Origin of the sequence: Spirillospora albida, from assembly GCF_000718255.1 — a bacterium.
GTDB classification, from domain to species: domain Bacteria; phylum Actinomycetota; class Actinomycetes; order Streptosporangiales; family Streptosporangiaceae; genus Spirillospora; species Spirillospora albida.
In genome coordinates this window covers 55,156-73,251 of the sequence record NZ_JOFJ01000021.1, presented here as the reverse complement: position 1 = coordinate 73,251, position 18,096 = coordinate 55,156, and the positions used below count along the sequence as shown (strand labels likewise).

General features: G+C 72.0%; 15 protein-coding genes. 12 read left to right on the top strand and 3 right to left on the bottom strand.

Annotated features, from left to right (window positions below; all coding sequences use genetic code 11):
• Nucleotides 1-2 precede the first annotated feature (2 nt).
• The 3 genes from IE99_RS0124340 (at nt 3) to IE99_RS0124330 (ending at nt 3,748) form a co-directional block, all read left to right on the top strand.
• Nucleotides 3-602, top strand: coding sequence for a PaaI family thioesterase (locus IE99_RS0124340; protein WP_030175384.1), 600 nt, complete (start codon nt 3-5; stop codon nt 600-602).
• 141 nt (nt 603-743) lie between these two features.
• Nucleotides 744-2,141, top strand: a complete 1,398-nt coding sequence (locus tag IE99_RS0124335; RefSeq protein WP_030175381.1) for a pyridoxal phosphate-dependent decarboxylase family protein — start codon at nt 744-746, stop codon at nt 2,139-2,141.
• Nucleotides 2,138-3,748, top strand: a complete 1,611-nt coding sequence (locus IE99_RS0124330; protein WP_084219897.1) for a xylulokinase — start codon at nt 2,138-2,140, stop codon at nt 3,746-3,748. The genes IE99_RS0124335 and IE99_RS0124330 overlap by 4 nt, the downstream gene beginning before the upstream one ends.
• On the opposite strand, the gene IE99_RS0124325 is transcribed toward IE99_RS0124330, so the two are convergent.
• The gene (locus IE99_RS0124325) at nt 3,694-4,305 is read right to left on the bottom strand and encodes a dihydrofolate reductase family protein (RefSeq protein ID WP_030175375.1); all 612 of its coding nucleotides are present in this window, start codon (nt 4,303-4,305) and stop codon (nt 3,694-3,696) included. The two genes, IE99_RS0124330 and IE99_RS0124325, sit on opposite strands and share 55 nt — an antisense overlap.
• A 173-nt stretch (nt 4,306-4,478) precedes the next feature.
• On the bottom strand, nt 4,479-5,558 hold the full coding sequence (locus IE99_RS0124320; RefSeq protein WP_030175372.1) for an alkene reductase: 1,080 nt from the start codon (nt 5,556-5,558) through the stop codon (nt 4,479-4,481).
• A gap of 100 nt (nt 5,559-5,658) precedes the next feature.
• On the opposite strand from IE99_RS0124320, the gene IE99_RS0124315 reads away from it, so the two are divergent.
• Entirely contained in the window at nt 5,659-8,262 is a 2,604-nt protein-coding gene (locus tag IE99_RS0124315) for a helix-turn-helix transcriptional regulator (protein ID WP_030175370.1), read from the top strand.
• A gap of 59 nt (nt 8,263-8,321) precedes the next feature.
• Nucleotides 8,322-8,714, top strand: coding sequence for an SgcJ/EcaC family oxidoreductase (locus IE99_RS0124310; RefSeq protein WP_030175368.1), 393 nt, complete (start codon nt 8,322-8,324; stop codon nt 8,712-8,714).
• Here IE99_RS0124310 and casG read toward each other — a convergent pair whose 3' ends face one another.
• Nucleotides 8,715-10,331 (bottom strand): steroid-24-oyl-CoA synthetase, encoded by a 1,617-nt coding sequence (gene casG, locus IE99_RS0124305; RefSeq protein ID WP_030175365.1) that lies wholly within the window; start codon nt 10,329-10,331, stop codon nt 8,715-8,717.
• A gap of 218 nt (nt 10,332-10,549) precedes the next feature.
• Here casG and IE99_RS0124300 point away from each other — a divergent pair, with 218 nt between their 5' ends.
• From IE99_RS0124300 to IE99_RS0124270, 7 genes are all read left to right on the top strand, one after another.
• Entirely contained in the window at nt 10,550-11,311 is a 762-nt protein-coding gene (locus IE99_RS0124300; protein WP_030175356.1) for an SDR family NAD(P)-dependent oxidoreductase, read from the top strand.
• Between the two features lie 65 nt (nt 11,312-11,376).
• Nucleotides 11,377-12,780: an ABC transporter substrate-binding protein gene (locus IE99_RS0124295; RefSeq protein WP_030175353.1), complete on the top strand. Its 1,404-nt coding sequence runs from the start codon at nt 11,377-11,379 to the stop codon at nt 12,778-12,780.
• A 25-nt stretch (nt 12,781-12,805) separates the two neighbouring features.
• A complete protein-coding gene (locus IE99_RS0124290) occupies nt 12,806-15,034 on the top strand; it encodes a branched-chain amino acid ABC transporter permease (protein WP_030175352.1) in 2,229 nt (742 codons plus the stop codon).
• Complete coding sequence (locus IE99_RS0124285; RefSeq protein ID WP_030175350.1) at nt 15,021-15,752, top strand: ABC transporter ATP-binding protein; 732 nt, start codon at nt 15,021-15,023, stop codon at nt 15,750-15,752. The genes IE99_RS0124290 and IE99_RS0124285 overlap by 14 nt, the downstream gene beginning before the upstream one ends.
• A complete protein-coding gene (locus IE99_RS0124280; protein WP_030175345.1) occupies nt 15,749-16,450 on the top strand; it encodes an ABC transporter ATP-binding protein in 702 nt (233 codons plus the stop codon). Before IE99_RS0124285 ends, IE99_RS0124280 begins: the two co-directional genes overlap by 4 nt.
• A 5-nt stretch (nt 16,451-16,455) precedes the next feature.
• Nucleotides 16,456-16,797: a hypothetical protein gene (locus IE99_RS0124275; RefSeq protein ID WP_030175343.1), complete on the top strand. Its 342-nt coding sequence runs from the start codon at nt 16,456-16,458 to the stop codon at nt 16,795-16,797.
• A 110-nt stretch (nt 16,798-16,907) separates the two neighbouring features.
• A complete protein-coding gene (locus tag IE99_RS0124270) occupies nt 16,908-18,089 on the top strand; it encodes an NADH:flavin oxidoreductase (RefSeq protein ID WP_030175336.1) in 1,182 nt (393 codons plus the stop codon).
• The last annotated feature ends 7 nt before the right edge of the window (nt 18,090-18,096 follow it).

The window sequence follows — 18,096 nt, the reverse complement described above, 5'->3', positions numbered from 1 at the left end:
TCATGACGACCGAACCGTACGCCGACACCCGCGCGACCTCCGCCGAGGACGCGGCCGCCGCGGCCCGCCGCGTCATCGCCGGCCTGGTCCGCGCGGGCGACCTCGGCGGCGCCGACATGGCCTCCATCGCCGACCGCCTCAACGAGATCGCGGACGAACTCGACGCCACCGCCCCGACCGTCGAGGCGCGCCTGCGCGACATGTGGGGCAACGGCAGGCCCAACCACGACCCCGTGGCGGGCGGCGAGAACCCGATCGCGCCTCCCCTCAGCTACGCGGGCAAGGACGACGGCTCCATAGAAGCGCAGGTCACCCTAGACCTGCCTTACCAGGGCCCGCCGTCCTGCGTCCACGGCGGCGTCTCCGCACTCCTCCTGGACCACACCCTCGGCGTCGCCAACGGCTGGGCGGGCCTGCACGGCATGACCGCCGAACTGACCCTCCGCTACCACCGGACGACCCCGCTCTTCGAGCCCCTGACGATCACCGGCCGCCACGTCTCGCGGGACGGCCGCAAGATCCGAACGATCGGCGCCATCCACGCGGGCGGCGAAGCCTGCGTCACGGCGGAGGGCCTCTTCGTCACCCCCCGCACGGCCTGACACACGGCCCGTCCGCCCGGTCCGCCCCGGGCGGACGGCGGGTCCATCGGCCCTCGACGGGGGACGTAAGTCCCTACTTCTCCGCCGTGGCCCACCTCACGATCGTGAGGACAGCACGACGGGTCTGAAGGGCGGGCGCACGTGACGGACTACCCCTACGCCGACCGGTTCGAGGTCTACGCGCGGCTCCCCGAGGAAGGGCGCCCGCAGGCCGAGATCCTCGCCGAGCTCAGGGACATGGCGGCCGGCGAGGACGCCTTCTGGGAGACCGGCAAGGCGTCCGGCACGGTGTACTGCGGCGACCACGACCACTACGCCTTCATGACGGAGACGTACGGGCTGTTCGGCCACGCCAACGTGCTGCAGCGCGACATGTTCCCCAGCGCGACGAAGTTCGAGGGCGAGATCCTCGCGATGACCCTCGACCTGATGCACGCGGACGCCGTCACCGGCACCTCCCCCGCCGGTGTGGTGACGACCGGCGGCACCGGCAGCATCCTGCACGCGATGCTCGCCTACCGGGACGCCGCCCGCGGGCGCGGCGTCACCCGCCCGAACCTCGTCAAGCCCGAGACCGCGCACCCCGCGTTCGACAAGGCGGGGCACCTGTTCGGCATCGAGGTCCGGGACGCGCCCGCCGACCCCCGCACGACCCGGGTCGACGTCGGCGCCGCCGGCGGACTCGTCGACGACGACACGATCGTGGTCGTCGGCTCCGCCGGCAACTACGGCTACGGGACGATCGACCCCATCGAGGAGCTTTCGGACCTGGCGCTGAGCCGCAACGTCGGCCTCCACGTCGACGGCTGCCTGGGCGGGTTCATCCTCCCCTTCGGAGAGGAACTCGGCCTCGACATCCCGCGCTTCGACTTCCGCGTCCCCGGCGTGACGAGCATCTCCGCCGACACCCACAAGTACGGGTACGGGCTCAAGGGCACGTCGACGCTCCTGTTCCGCGACGGCTCCCTCCGGAACGAGCTGTACTTCCTGCACACCGGATGGAGCGGCGGCAAGTACCTGTCGCCCGGCATCGAGGGCTCCCGCTCCGGCGGCCTGCTCGCCGCGACCTGGGCCGGGATGGTCGCGCTCGGCCGCGCCGGCTACCGCCGCCACGCCGAGCAGATCTTCACGACCGCCCGCCGCATGATCGACGCCGTCCGGTCGCATCCCGAACTGCGCGTCCTGGGCGAGCCGACGTTCCTGTTCAGCTTCACCTCGGACGACTTCGACATCTACCACGTGTACGACTTCATGGCCGGGCGCGGCTGGCGGCTCAACGGCCAGCAGTACCCGAACGCCGTCCACATGGCGGTGACCCGGCCGCAGACCCGCCCCGGCGTCGCCGAGACCTTCGCCGCCGACCTCGCCGACGCCGTCCCGTACGCGAGGGAGCGGCACGCGGCGGGCGCCGCCCCCATGTCGGGCGCCGTCTACGGCGGCGTCGAGGGCGGTCTCACCGACGAGGCCGACGGCTTCATCCGCCAGATCATGGCGGGGATCCTCGACACCCACCAGTCGCTGCCCCCGGCCCGGTCATGACCGCCCGGTACGTCCTCGCGGTCGATCTCGGCTCCACGGGGCTTAAGGTCGGCCTGGTCACGGTCGCCGGAGACCTCGCGGCCTGCGAGTGCGCGCCGGTCACCACCCACCGCCCCGGCGGCGGCGCGTCCACGCAGGACGCGGACCGGTGGTGGGACCTCGTCACCGCCGCCGCCCGCCGCGTCACCGCGTCCGTCCGGCCCGACCAGATCATCGCCGCGTCCTGCACGGGCCAGTGGGCGAGCACCGTCCCCGTGGACGCGGCGGGACGCCCCGTCGGCGACTGCCTCCTCTACGACGACACCCGCGGCGCCCCCTACTCCCGCGCCCTCATCGCCGGTCCCGTCGCCGGGTTCGCGCCCCGCAACGCCCTCGCCTGGGTGCGCCGGACCGGCGGCGCGCCCTCCCCGTCCGGCGCCGACCCCATCGGCCACCTGCTGTTCCTCCGCAACGAGCGGCCGGACGTGTACGCGGCGGCCCGCTGGTTCATGGAACCGGTCGACTACCTCACGATGCGGCTGACCGGCGTCGCGTCCGCCACCCACGCGTCCATGGCGGCGGCGTGGCTGACCGACAACCGGCGCCCGGACGTCCTCCGCTACGACCCCGGCCTCGCCCGCCGCGCCGGGATCGACGCGTCCCGGCTCCCGCCGCTGCGGCCGATCGGCTCGATCGTCGGCCACGTGCCGGACGGCACCGCCGCCGAACTGGGCGTCCCTCCGGGCCTGCCGGTCGTCACCGGCCTGCCCGACCTGCACGCGGCCGTCTGCGGCGCCGGCACCCTGGACGACTTCCAGGCCCACCTCGCCATCAGCACCACGTCCTGGATCGGGCTGTCCGTCCCGTTCAAGAAGACCGACGTGCTCCGCTCGATCGCCAGCGTCCCGGGCCTCGCGAACGGCTCCTACGTCGTCGCCGACAACCACGAGACCGGCGGCCGGTGCCTGCAGTGGCTGCACGAGACCGTCTTCGGCGCGGCGTCGACCACCGCCGCCGACTACGAGCGGCTCGTCGCCCGCGCCGCCGCCGCCCCGCCCGGCAGCCGCGGTGTCATCTTCACCCCCTGGCTGGACGGCGAGCGCTCCCCGGTCGACGACCGCGACGCCCGCGCCGGCCTCCACAACCTGTCGCTCACCACGACGCAGGACGACCTCGTCCGCGCCGTCCTGGAGGGCGTCGCGTACAACAACCGGTGGCTGCACGAGGCCGTCGAGCGGTTCGCCGGGCGCCGCCTGGACCCGGTCCGCGCCATCGGCGGCGGCGCACTGTCCGACCTGTGGTGCCAGATCCACGCCGACGTCCTCGGCCGCACGATCGAGCGTGTCGCCGACCCCGTGTACGCGAACCTGCGCGGCCAGGCGGTCTTCGCCGGGCTGGCGCTCGGCGCCGTCCGCCGCGAGGACGTCCGCACCCGGATCGACGGCGTCTTCACCCCCGACCCGGCCGCGCGCGCCGAGTACGAGAGGCTCTACCGCGAGTTCCCCCGCCTGTACCGCGGCCAGCGGCGCATGTTCCGCCGCCTGGCCGCCCACCGCACCCCGGGCCCTGGCGCTCAGCCGCGCTCGCCCATGTCCCCGGTCCCGGGAGTGCCCTCGGCGAGCCCGTAGCGCAGGAACACGGTGCCCTTCGGACCGGCCGCCGGCGGTTCGAGGAGCGTGACGTTCGTGGGCACCGCGCCGCCGTCGAACACCTTCTTCCCGACGCCGAGCACGATCGGGTGGATCCAGAGGTCGAGCCGGTCGAAGAGCTTCTCGCGCAGGAGGGTCTGCACCAGGTTCAGGCTCCCGACGACCTTGATGTTCTCGTGCCGGTCGCGGATATCGCGGACCGCGCCCGCCAGATCCGGGCCGAGCTGCACGGACCCCTTCCACGAGAGGTCGGGCTTGCCGCGCGAGGCCACGTACTTCGGGACGCTGTTGAAGAGCGCCCCGAACTCGTCGTCCTGGTGCGGCCAGTAGGAGGCGAAGATGTCGTACGTCCGCCGGCCGAGCAGGAGGGCGTCCGTGCCCTCGTACGCGGAGGCGACCTGCTCCCCGGCGACCTCGTCGAAGAGGGGCGCCTGCCAGCCGCCGAACGGGAACCCCAGCGGGTCCTCGTCGGGCCCGCCGGGCGCCTGCCCGACGAGGTCGAGCGTCGCGAACAGTTCGATGTGGATGAGGCCCATGACCTACCCCCGTTGAGTCGGTGACGTCAGTCGGGAGGTAGACCCGCGTACCCCGACGAACTCATCGCCGCCGTCCAGCGTCAGCTCCGTGACGGGTGCGGCCAGGGCGACAGGCGGGCAGGGCGGCCGCGTCCGCGCGGCCGCCCTGCCCTTGGTCGCCTCGCCCGGCCGGGTCAGCCGTCCAGGGTCGGGTAGTCGGTGTAGCCGCGGTTGTCGCCGCCGAAGAAGGCGGCCTTGTCGGGCTCGTTGTAAGGGCCGCCCGCCTGGATGCGGGCGGGCAGGTCCGGGTTGGCCAGCCACAGTTCGCCGAACGCGACCGCGTCGGCGACCCCGTCCCGCAGCGCCTCGGCGCCCTCCTCCGGGTTCGAGGGGAACGACTCCGGCGTCGGGTGCGGGTTGAGGATCAGCGTGCCCGGCCACTCGGAGCGGATCAGCGCGGTGATGTCCCGGTTGGCCGACTCCATGACGTGCACGTACGCGAGCCCGAGCGGGGCGAGCGCGCGCGTCAGCGCGACGTACAGGTCGGCGGAGTCGGTCTCCGTCATGTTGTTGTAGGGGTTGCCCGGCGAGACCCTGATGCCGAGGCGTTCGGGGCCGATCGCGTCGCCGACCGCGGTGGCGACCTCGACCGCGAAGCGGATCCGGTTCTCGATCGAGCCGCCGTAGGCGTCGGTGCGCCGGTTGGTCCCGTCGGCCAGGAACTGGTGGATCAGGTACCCGTTGGCCCCGTGCAGCTCCACGCCGTCGAAGCCGGCGTCGATCGCGTTGCGGGCGGCGGCGGCGAAGTCCGCGACCGTTCCCGCGATCTCCTCGAGGGTCAGCTCGCGCGGTGTCGGGTGGTCCAGCACGCCGTCCGGCGTGAACAGCTTCTCGCCGGACGCGATGGGTGACGGCGCCACCGGCAGCCCCCCGTTCGGGTACAGGACGGGGTGTCCTATCCGGCCCGCGTGCATCAGCTGCGCGAAGATGCGGCCGCCCTCGGCGTGCACCTTGCCGGTCACCGTCCGCCAGGCGTCGACCTGCTCCCCGGTGTGCAGTCCGGGCGTCCAGATGTAGCCCTGTGCGATGACGCTCGGCTGGACGCCCTCGCTGATGATCAGGCCCGCCCCGGCGCGCTGCGCGTAGTACTCGGCGGTCAGCTCGGTCACCTTGCCGTCGTGGACGGCCCTGCTGCGGGTCATCGGGGCCATCACCAGGCGGTTGGGCAGCTTCAGCTTTCCCACGGTCACCGGCTCGAACAGTTCCTTCGTCATCGCGGCTCCTCGGTCGTCGTTACTGATCAAGAAGCTACGAGCCGGGCGCCATGGCCCGAATCCGTATGGTTTCGGTACTTCGGCCCCGTAGTTTGGAGGCGTGATCTACGGAAGGGACACCGAACGCGCGCGGATCTCGGGCCTGCTCGCGGGCGCGCGGGACCGGCGCAGCGGCGCCCTGGTCCTGCGCGGCGAGGCCGGGATCGGCAAGTCCGCGCTGCTCTCCTGGGCCGCCTCGACCGTTCCGGACGCCTGCGTGCTGCGTGCGACGGGCTTCGAGGCAGAACGGGACATCCCGTTCGCCGGGCTCCTCCACCTGCTGTGGCCCGTCCGCGACCGCCTCGACGCCGTCCCCGGGCCGCAGGCCGCCGCGCTTCGCGCCGCCCTCGGCATGGACGGGGCGCCCGGCCCGGACCGCTTCCTCACCGGGCTCGCCGTCCTGTCGCTGCTGGCCGAGCTCGCCGAGGACGGCCCGGTGCTCTGCCTCGTCGACGATGCGCAGTGGCTCGGCTCCGCCTCCGTCGAGGCGCTGCTGTTCGCGGCGCGCAGGCTCGCCGCGGAGGGCGTGGTGATGCTGTTCGCCGCCAGGGACGACGGCTTCCCCGCGACGGGACTCCCCGAGTTGCACCTCCCCCGCCTCGGTGACGACGAGGCCGGACGCCTTCTCGCCGACCGGAGCATCGCCCCTTTCGCCCGGCACCGGATCATCCTCGAGGCGGACGGCAACCCGCTCGCGCTGATCGAGTTCGGGGCGGCCGGGGCACGGCACCCGAGCGGTTCGGTCCCGCTGCCGGTCGCCGACCGCGTGGTCGCCTCGTTCCAGGCCCAGATCGACCGGTTGCCGGAGTCCACCCGGCTGATGCTGCTGATCGCCGCGGCGGAGGGCCGCGGTTGGCTGCCCAGCCTGCTCGGCGCGGCCGGGGAGCTGGGCGTCGGCCTGCCCGATCTGGCGGAGGCGGAGCGCGCGGGACTGGTGGAGGTGTCCGGCACCGCCATCGCGTTCCGCCACCCCCTGGTCCGGGCCGCCGCCTACCAGGGGGCGGCGACCGCCCGCCGGGTCGCGGTCCACCACGCGCTCGCCCGCTCCTCCGATGATTCGGGCTGCCGGGCCCGGCACCGGGCCGCCGCGACGCTGGCGCCGGACGAGGGCGTCGCCGCCGATCTCCAGGCGGCCGCCGAAGAGGCCCTCCACTGCCATGGCTACGCCACCGCCGCGTCGCTGTACCGGCAGGCCGCCGACCTCACACCCGACCCGGATGCGCGGGCCCGGCGCCTCGGCGCCGCCGCGGCCGCGATCCTGCGGACCGGCAACACCGGAGAGGCCGACGAGCTGGCCCGGCAGGCCGAGAGGCTGACCGCCGACGCCGGTGAGCACGCCCGGCTGGCCCGCGTCCGCGCCACCGTCGAGTACGAACGCGGCGAGCCCCGCCGGGCCGCGCGGATGCTCCTGGAACGGGCGCCGGACTCCGCGCCCGACGACGCGCCGGCCATGCTCCGCGCCGCCGCGACCTACGCCTGGACGTCCGGCGACGCGGCGTCCGTCGTCCGGGCCGCCGCCCTGCTGCGCGAGGCCGGGCACCCGCACGAGGCCCTCGACGGCATGGCTCTCGTCGTCCAGGGCGACTATGCGCGGGGGCTGCCCGCGCTGGCCGAGTCGAGCGGGGACTCACCCGAGGATCGCCTCGCGACGGCGCTGATGCTCGGCGACGACGACGCCGTTCTCGAACTCGCCGCCGTCGAGGCCGCGCACCTCCGCGAGAACGGCCTGATCGGTGCGCTGCCCACCGTTCTCAAAGCCCTGGCCCGGGCCCAGATCGCCGCCGGGCTCCACCGCGACGCCGAGGCGACGGTCGCGGAGGCGACGGCCATCGCCCGCGACACCGGCTTCGAGCGCCGCGCCGTCCGGCTCGGTGCCGGGCTGGCCCGGCTCGCGGCGATCGAGGGCGATGAGGAACGGGTGCACGCGCTCATCGCGGACGCGCCCGGCGGCGGGCAGGCCGACGCCGCGCTCGGCCTGCTGGACCTCGGCCTCGGCCGCTACGAGCACGCGCATCGCCGACTGGACGAGACCGTGCGCGGACCGCGTCGGCACACCCCCGAGGTCATGCTGGCCACCGCCGACCTCGTCGAGGCCGCCGTGCGCGGCGGCGCCCCCGGACGCGCCGTCGAACCGCTGGAGCGGTTCCGTTCATGGTCCGAAGCGGGCGGTCTGCCCTGGGCCCGGGCGGTGGCGCTGCGCTGCCAGGCCCTTCTCGACGACGCCGAAGAACCCTACGTCCAGGCGATGGCCCTGCACGAGAAGGGCGGCCGCCCCTTCGAACGCGCCCGTACGGAACTGCTCTACGGCGAGTGGCTGCGCCGCGCCCGCCGCCGGTCGGACGCCCGGGCACCGCTCCACTCCGCTCTGAAGATCTTCGACGGGCTGCGCGCCGCACCCTGGTCGGAGCGGGCCCGCGCCGAGCTGCGTGCGACCGGCGAGACCCGCACGGCCGCCGCGCCCACCGCGTCCGACGTGCTCGACCGCCTCACGCCGCAGGAGCTCCAGGTCGTCCGCCTCGCCGCGGACGGCGTCAGCTCCCGCGACATCGCCGCGCGACTCTTCCTCAGCCCCCGGACGGTCGAGTACCACCTCTACAAGGCCTATCCGAAACTGGGCGTCTCGTCCCGCAAGGAACTGGCCGCCCTCACGCTGACGCGGGTGTGAGTCAGGTCATGGCGCGAAGGGCTGGACCTTGAGTTCGGTTGAGGTTTCAGAATCGGCGTATGGCTGGGAACAGAGAGAAAGAGCTGGTGGCGATCGCCGAGGTCGTGGCGGCCGTCGAGCACGCGCAGAACAACGAGCTGGTGGACGAGTTCGTCTCGCTGTTCCGGGCGGACGCCATCTGGACGACCGGCGGCGGGAAGCGGCTGTTCGGACGCGACGCGATCGCCGCGTTCACCCGGCAGGTACTGCCCGGGGGCATGGCCGGCACGACCGCCACTTATGAGGTCGAGTACGTCCTGTTCATCCGGCCTGATGTCGCGGCCGTCAAGGTGCGGCAGGTTTCGCGGACGGGCGACGAGGTGGCCGTGGGAAGCCCCATGTACGTGATGAGCAAGGAGGACGGGCGGTGGTCGCTGACCGCCAACCAGAACACCCCCGTCCTCGATGGGTGACTACAGGACGGATTCGACCTCGCGGCGGATCACCTTGCCCGTGGCGTTGCGGGGCAGGGACTCCGTGGTGAGCTTCCAGCGGGACGGGACCTTGAAGTAGGCGAGGCGCTCACCGGCGAATTCGGTGAGCGCTTCTTCCGTGGGGAACTCCGCGTCCTCGGAGAAGACGACGACCGCCGTGACCTCTTGGCCCAGGTCGGGGTGGGGGGTGCCGAGGGCGATGCACTCGCGGACGCCCGGGAAGTCGGCCAGGGCGTACTCGATCTCGGCCGGGTAGACGTTCTCGCCGCCGCGGATGATGAGGTCGGAGCGGCGGGTGGTGAGGAAGAGGCGGCCGTTCTCGATGACGCCGATGTCGCCGGTGTGCAGCCAGCGGTCGGCGTCGATGGCGGCGGCGGTCGCGTCCGGGTCTTCCCAGTAGCCGAGCATGTTGTAGGCGCTGCGGACGCAGACCTCGCCCTCCTCGCCCTCGGGGAGGGGCTTGTCGTCGGCGCCGCGGATCTCCAGCTGGACGCCGATCGCGGGGCGGCCGAGGGTGCCGGGGGCCTCCATGAGGTCGAGGGGGGACGCGGTCGCGACCGCTGTGCAGGATTCGGTCAGGCCGTAGCTGTCGACCAGGGCGTTGCGGGCCGGGGGGAAGGCGGCGCGGAGCTTGTCCTTGAAGGCCGGGGACGAGGGCGCCGACGCGAGGGCGAACGCGGTGAGGGAGGACGTGTCGTACTTCGACAGGTCGTCGTGCTCCAGGAGCCGGTTCGCCATCGTGGGGACGGCGCCCCAGTTCGTGACGCGTTCCCGTTCGATGAGGGTGAGGACCTTGTCGACGTCGAAGCCGCCCAGGTGCATGACGACGGCGGAGCCGGTGGCGAGGCGGGGGACGGCGAGGTTGTGCAGGCTCGCGATGTGGAAGAGGGGGAGGGCGAGCAGGTAGCGGCGGTCCTCGGGCCTGGTGGGGTCGCCGAACATCTGGATGAGGGCGTCGTTGGTGCGGTGGTACTCGACCACCGAGGTCAGGTTGCGGTGGGTGTGCACCGCGCCCTTGGGGCGTCCGGACGTCCCGCTCGTGTAGAGGATGACGGCGGGGTCGTCCTCGGCGACGGGCGGGATGTCGAAGGCGGCGGTGCCGGCGGTCATCGCCGGGACGTCCTGCTCCACGGTGAGCGCGCCCGGGACGTTGGCGGCGCGCTTGGCGTCGGCGATGACGACCTTCGGGGCGGTGTGGCCGAGGGCGTACTCGACCTCGCGGCGGGTCCACCAGGCGTTGTAGCCGACGGCGACGGCTCCGGCGGCGATCGTCGCCCAGAACGCGATGATCCACTCGGGGGAGTTGGCGGCGTAGAGCGCGACGCGGTCGCCGGGCCGGACGCCGTGGTCGTCGCGCAGGGCCTTGGCCATCGACGCGGCGCGGCGGGCGTGGTCGGCGAATGAGATGCGGGTTTCGGCGGTGACGATGTAGTCGCGGTCGCCGAAGTCCGCGGAGCGGGTCAGGACCTCGCCCAGGCTGCGGGCCCGGTTCGCGAACACCGGGATTCGGGCGCCCAAAACCTCCTCCGGACGGAGTTCAAAAGTGCCGCCGGGACCGACCAGCCGCTGCATGATCTCCATTGCCGTGGGGGTCATCGAGCCTCCTCATCTCCGTGCCGAAGGGCTCATTGTGTCCAGGGTCACTGTGGCTGACCAGGGTGTTCCGGTGAGTGGGACTCCACGGTACGCCGGGGGTGACCGCGTTCGGTCCCGGTGAGCGGGACTCGCGGTGGCGCGTGGCCCGCGTCACATCACGATGACCGGCAACCGAGTACCGGATGACCGGAAATCGGGATGGCGCGATGGGAGTACCGATGGGAAGTCTCGACGGGTCGGTGGCGGTCGTCACGGGCGCGGGCCAGGGCGTCGGCCAGGGCATCGCTCTGGCGCTCGCCGCGGAGGGCGCGGCGGTGGCCGTGCTCGGCCGGACGCCGGCGAAGCTGGAGACCACCTGCGGGCTCATCCGGGAGCGCGGCGGACGGGCCGAGGCGTTCACCTGCGACGTCACGGACACGGAGGCCGTTCCCGAGGTCGTGGCGGCCGTCGTGGAACAGCTCGGCGGTGTCGACATCCTCGTCAACAACGCCTACACCGGCTCCTACGGGCCGCTGCTGGAGATGAGCGACGACGCCTTCCGGAACGGGTTCCGGTCGGGGCCGTTCGCGGCGTTCGCGTTCATGAAGGCGTGCCACCCGCACATGAAGGCGCGGGGCGGCGGCAGCATCGTCAACCTCGTCACGTCCGCCATGGTCCGCTGGGACCCGTCCACCTACGGGGCCTACGCGGCGGCCAAGCAGGCGCTCCGGTCGCTCACGAGGACGGCCGCGGCGGAATGGGGCCCGGACGGCATCCGCGCCAACAACATCGCCCCGCACGCCCTGTCGCCGGGGCTCAAGTGGTGGGCCGAGAACAACCCCGAGGCCGCCGAGGAGTTCCGCGGGACCATCCCGCTCGGCTACATCGGCGACTGCGAGCAGGACATCGGCCGGGCCGTGGCCGCGCTGGTCGGCCCGGGCATGCGCTACCTGACCGGCGCCACGATCCCTCTCGACGGCGGCCAGGCCTACTTCGGCTGACCTCCGCTTTCCCACCCCACCGGCCGGCCGTGTCCGCACGTCCGGTGAAAGGAGCATGTCCAGAAATGAAGGCAGACAAGTTCGGACGTCTCGCTGCGGGCGCGCTCGCCCTCGCGATGCTGACCACGGCGTGCGCCGGAGAGCGATCCGGTTCCGACGGCGCCTCCGGGGACGGGGGCGACGGCGCGAAGAACGCCGCCACCTCGTTCGGGACGCTGCCGTCGCCCTGCGGCGGCGGTGACGCCAAGGGCGCCACCGACCAGGGCGTCACCGACAAGGAGATCACGATCGGGTTCGGCGACGACCGCGGGTTCGCCTCCGCGCCGGGCCTGTCCAAGGAGATGGGCGACGCCGTCAGCGCCATGATCGCGTGGTGCAACGAGCAGGGCGGCATCAACGGGCGCAAGATCAAGGGCAACCAGTACGACGCCGCCTACATGCAGTCCGCGAAGGTCGTGCAGGAGGCGTGCAAGCAGGACTTCATGCTCGTCGGCCAGGGCTTCGCGATGGACGAGGCGGCCGAGCAGTACCGCGTCGGCTGCAAGCTGCCGACGGTCGCGGGCTTCACGGTCGGGCCGAACTCGTCCATGGGCCCGATGAAGTACGAGGCCGTCCCGTACCCGGTGGACATGCTCAACATCAGCGGGATGCTGCTCGCGCAGAAGAACTTCCCGAACTTCAAGACCAAGACCGACATCCTGCTGTCGACGTCCCCGGCCGTCTCCGCCGGTACCAACAAGATCGCCGGTGCGATGAAGCAGCAGGGCATCACGCCGCTGGACTGCGGCGTCCGGCTCAACGACCGCGGCGAGAGCAACTACATGCCGTTCGCCGAGAAGCTCAAGAAGTGCGGCGCCGAGTTCCTCTGGTCGTCCGACTCCCCGGACGCCGGCCAGTTCAGCCTGCTCGACACGATCGCGCGGGCCGGGATCAAGCCGAAGTACGTGTTCGAGGCGACCTGGTACAGCCCGCACGTCTCCGGGTGGAACAAGGCCGGGAACGGCGACGGCCTCCACGTCGGCATGATCTTCCAGCCGTTCGAGAACGCCGACAAGGCCCCCGCGGTCAAGCAGTACATGGACCTCGTCAACGCCAAGAAGGGCAAGGTCGCGCTGCTCGGCATGCAGGCCACGTCCTCGTTCCTGCTGTGGGCGCAGTCGGCCAAGGCGTGCGGCTCCGACCTCACCCGCCAGTGCGTCATCACCGAGCTGTCGAAGGTCCACGAGTGGACGGGCGGCGGCCTGCACGCGCCGACCGACCCGGGCAACAACAAGCCGGCGTCCTGCGGGCTGATGGTCAAGCTCACCGGCACGAAGTACGAGCAGGTGTTCCCCAAGAACCGCGGCGAGTTCGAGTGCGGCGCGGAGTTCGTCATCAAGACCGACCCGAAGAACTGGGGCACCGAGCTGACGGACGAGCGGATCGCGAAGAAGTTCCTGACCGGCGACGTCATCAAGCCCAAGGCCTGATCAACCGCCCCCTGGTGGTGACCCCATGACGACGTTCCTGACGTATACGGTCCTCGGCCTGGTCCTGGGCGCGGTGTACTCCATCGCCGCGTCCGGGCTGGTCCTGACCTACAACACCTCCGGAATCTTCAACTTCGCGCACGGCGCCCAGGCCATGTTCGGCACGTTCCTGTACTGGCACTTCACGCAGGTGTGGAACTGGCCGACGTGGCTCGGGCTGATCGCGGTGATCGGCGTGGCCGGTCCCGTGATGGGCGCGGCGCTGCACGCACTGATCATGAAGGGGCTGCGCGGTACCGCCGATGTCACGAAGATCATCGTGACGGTGGCGGTGCTGCTGGGAACGGTCTACCTGGCGCAGTGGATCTGGAACCCGGACGAGGCCCGCACCATCGACATGTTCTTCGGTGCGGGCGCGAAGGTCACCCTCGCCGGGGTGACCGTCCGGTACCACGAGATCGTCTGCCTGGTCGCCGCCGTGGCCATCGCCGCCCTGCTGCGGGTGCTGTTCACCCGCAGTAGGGCGGGGGTGGTGATGCGGGGCTCGGTCGACGATCCGGACCTGCTGCGGCTGAACGGCCACGACCCCGAGCGCGCCGCGATGCTGTCGTGGGCGCTCGGCTCCACCCTCGCCGTGCTGGCCGGGGTGCTGGTCGTCCCGATCAGCGGCGGTGCGATGGACGCGAACATGCTGACGCTGCTGGTCATCGACGCGTTCGCGGCGGCGATGTTCGGCAGGCTGCGCAGCCTGCCGCGGACGTTCGCCGGCGCGATGGTGCTGGGCCTGACCGTGACCTACGTCCTGGCGTACCTGCCGTCGGCGGGCACGTTCACGGGCAACCTCCGCGTCTCGCTGCCGATGATCATCCTGTTCGTCGTGCTCGTGGTGCTGCCGCAGGACCGGCTGCGCGGTGCCGCCGTCCGGACGCGGGAGCGCTACCGCGTGCCGTCCGTCCGGTCGGCGGCGGTGTGGGGCGCGGTACTGATCGCGGTCGTGTACCTCTACAGCCTGCTGCTGCCGGACGCGGGCGTCACCGCGTTCGCGCTCGGCATGACCTTCGCGATCGTCGCGCTGTCGCTGACCGTCCTGACCGGCTACGCGGGCGAGCTGAACCTCGCGCCGCTGTCGTTCGGCGCCATCGGGACGATCGTCGCGTTCCACTTCGGTGTGACGGGGGAGGGCCTCGCGGCCCGCCTCAACGTGCAGGGCGTGCTGCTCGGCGTGCTGGTCGCGGCGGTGGTCGGCGGGCTCGTCGCGCTGCCCGCACTGCGCCTGCGAGGTCTGTACCTGGCGCTCGCGACGATGGCGTTCGGCGTGTTCCTGTCGAACATGGTGCTGCGCGACACCACCGAGCACGAGTGGTTCGGGCAGAGGTTCACGATCTTCCCGGACGGTTCGCTCGTCATCCCGCCCCTCAAGGCCGGTCCGCTCGACCTGCGCGACGGGACGGCGTTCCTGATGACCGCGACCGTACTGTTCGCCCTGCTCGGCATCGGTCTGGCCGCGCTCCGCAACAGCGGGTACGGGCGGCGGCTCGCGGCGATGAAGGACAGCCCGGCGGCCACGGCGATGCTCGGGCAGAGCCTCGTCCGGCTGAAGCTGTCCGTCTTCATGATCTCCGCGGGGATCGCCGGGCTCGGCGGCGTGCTGATGTCGTCCGCGCACGGGACGGTCTCCCAGGAGACCTTCACGATCACCGGGAGTCTGGCGCTGCTGATGCTCGTCGTCGTGGCGGGGATCGGCTACATCAGCGGGGCCCTGTTCGGCGGGCTGATCGCCGGCGTCGGGTCGGCCGTCCTCGTGTCCACCTTCAACGACCTGGCGCTGGAGCACGAGTCCATGTCGTCGCTCTACACGGCGGTCGGGCAGCTCGTCCTGGTCGGGACGGCGCTGGTCGGGATGGGCGTCGGCAGGAACCCGAGCGGGTTCGTCCACGACGTCGCCGAGGCGTACCGGAGCCTGCGGGCCGCCAAGCCCGTCCTGTACGGGGGCGGCGCGGCGGGCGCGGTGCTGTACGTCCTGGCGCTGACCGATGTGATCGGGACGTGGACGTTCGCGATCGCGGCGCTGTGCGTCCTCATGCTGCTGCCGGTGATCGGCAAGAGCGTCCTGGAGGAGAAGGGGAGGCGCGAGACGCCGCTGGAGCTCCTCGGGATCGACGAGCCCTACACCGACGAGCTGCGCGCCCGACTCGACCGCGAGCTGGGCCTGCCCGCCACCGTCCGGAAGGGAGGGGCCGGTGTCCCTGCTTGAGACCCGCGGGATCACCGTCCGGTTCGGCGGCAACACCGCCGTGGACGACGTGAGCCTGACCATGGCCGAGGGTGAGATCACCGGGCTGATCGGCCCGAACGGCGCCGGCAAGACCACGATGTTCAACACCGTCACCGGGTTGCAGAGACCGGCGTCCGGCAGGGTCCTGCTGGACGGGACGGACATCACCTCCCTGTCCCCGGCCAAGCGCGCGCGGCGCGGGATGGCGCGCACCTTCCAGCGGCTGGAGCTGTTCCTGTCGCTGTCGGTGCGCGACAACGTCCGCGTCGCGGGCGACGTCCTGCGCGCGACCGCCCGCAAGCGGTTCGACCTGGACGAGGAGACCGACAGGATCCTGGAGCGGACGGGCCTCACCGACATCGCCGGACGCGACGTGTCGGACGTCCCGATCGGGAGGGCCCGCGTCGTGGAGGTGGCGCGCGCGCTGATGACCTCGCCGCGCGTCCTGCTGCTGGACGAGCCCGCGTCCGGCCAGACCGAGCAGGAGACGGAGCGGTTCGCCGAGATGCTGAAGGGCCTCGCGGGCGACGGCCTCGCGATCTGCCTCGTCGAGCACGACCTGCCCCTGGTGATGGGGCTGTGCTCGCGGATCCACGTCCTCGACTACGGGTCGCTGATCGCGTCCGGGACACCGCAGGAGATCCAGGAATCCCCGGAGGTCATCGCGGCCTACATCGGCACCGAGGAGGCGACATGACAGAACCGCTCCTGGAACTGAGCGGTGTCAAGGCCGGGTACGGCGCCATCGAGGTCCTGCACGGCGTCGACCTCGCGTTGCGGCCCGGGACGCTGCTGGCGTTGCTCGGCCCGAACGGCGGAGGCAAGTCCACCGCCATGCGGGTCATCGCGGGCCTGCACCCCGCCACCGGCGGGGAAGTGCGCTACGCCGGACGGACGGTGAACGGCATCTCGGCGCAGGACGCCGCCCGCCTCGGTATCTGCTCCATCCCCGAAGGACGGGGCGTGTTCCCGAACCTGACGGTGCGGGAGAACCTGTGGGCCGCCACGGGGACCGGCGCGAGGCTCAAGGACATGGAGGAGAAGGCGTACGGCCGGTTCCCCATCCTCGGCAAGCGCCGCGACCAGCTCGCCGGGTCCCTGTCGGGCGGTGAGCAGCAGATGCTCGCGCTGTCGCGGGCGCTCGGCACCGACCCGGCGGTCCTCCTGCTGGACGAGCTGTCCATGGGCCTCGCACCCAAGATCGTGAGCGAGATGTACGAGACGGTCGCCGAGCTGGTCGCGGGCGGCCTGTCGGTGCTGGTGGCGGAGCAGTTCGCCCGCGCCGTCCTGCCGATCGCCGACTCCGCCGCGCTGATGCTGCACGGCCGGATCGCGGCGACGGGCACGCCCGACGAGATCGAAGACCGGCTGGCCGGCGACTACCTGGGAGGTTGACCGAAATGCTCACCGAGGACCGACGCGAGAAGTTCAAGGACGACGTGGCGAACCAGAAGCTGAAGACGGACGGCTCCAAGCACGACGGGCTGATCCGCATCATCGGCGTCCTGCTGATGGTCGTCGGCGTGGCCGGGGCGTTCGTCGCCTACAACGGCTCGCTGACGCAGGACGATCTTCGCGACATCGGCTCGTTCCAGATCCTCGCGGTCGGGTTCCTGGCGCTGACCGTCCTCGGCGGCGCCCTGTACCTGGCGGCCGCGGTGACCCGCGTCCTGCGGCTGTGGCTGCTGCGCCAGCTCGCCGAGTTCGACCAGCTCAGCGAGGTGCTGAAGGGCCGCGACTGAGCCGCCAGGCCGCCCTGCCGCTCCCAGTCAGCGGGATGCCCGGAACGTCCGGGCGTCCCGCTGATTAACGTCAAGGCGCCACCCCAGAGGTGGCGGAGGAAGGACCCCAGATGACCCAGCCCGTACCCGACGTCCTCGCCCCGGCCCGCCTCGGGCCGGTGACGCTGCGCAACCGCACGATCAAGTCGGCGACGTACGAGGGGCTGAGCAAGGACAACCTGGTCACCGACCGGTTGATCGACTTCCACGTGCGGCACGCCCGCGGTGGCGTCGGGATGACGACGGTGGCGTACTGCGCGGTGGCGCCGGACGGCCGCACCGACCGCAAGCAGATCCTCTGGACGGACGCGGCGCTGCCCGGTCTGCGGGACCTGACCGAGGCCGTCCACGCCGAGGGCGCGGCGGTCTCCGCGCAGATCGGCCACGCCGGGCCGGTCGCGAACCCGAAGGCCAACGAGGCGCCAGCGCTGGCGCCCGGACGCCACTTCCACGCGACCACCCAGAGCTTCACCAAGGCCGCGACGCGCGCCGACCTGAGGCGGGTCGTCGACGGGCACGCGCACGCGGCCGGGATGGCGATCGAGGCCGGCTTCGACGCGGTCGAGGTCCACCTCGGGCACAACTACCTGGCCAGCTCCTTTCTCAGCCCGAAGCTGAACCACCGCGACGACGAGTACGGCGGGTCGCTGGAGAACCGGGCGCGGCTGTCACGGGACATCGCCCGCGCCGTCCGCGACCGGGTCGGCGACCGCATCGCGATCATCGCGAAGATGAACATGGACGACGGCGTGCCCGGCGGGTTCTGGCTGGACGAGGCCGGGCAGGTCGCGCAGTGGCTGGAGGCCGACGGCACCGTCGACGCGCTGGAGATGACGGCGGGCAGCTCGCTGCTCAACCCGATGTACCTGTTCAAGGGGGACGCGCCGCTCCGCGAGTTCGCCGCGCTGTTCCCGCAGCCGATGAAGACCGGCGTCAAGGTGTTCGGCAGATGGAAGCTGCGCAGCTACCCCTACCGGGACCTCTACCTGCTGGAGCACGCGCGGCAGATCCGCGCGGCGGTGAAGCTGCCGATGATCCTGCTCGGCGGCGTCACCGACAAGGCCGGCATGGACACCGCGATGGCGGAGGGCTTCCAGTTCGTCGCGATGGCGCGGGCGCTGCTGCGCGAGCCCGACCTGATCAACCGCATCCAGGCCGAACCCGCCACGAAGTCGCTGTGCATCCACTGCAACAAGTGCATGACGGAGATCTACGCGGGGACGCGCTGCGTCCTCGCGAACCAGGCGTCCTGAGCCGGGG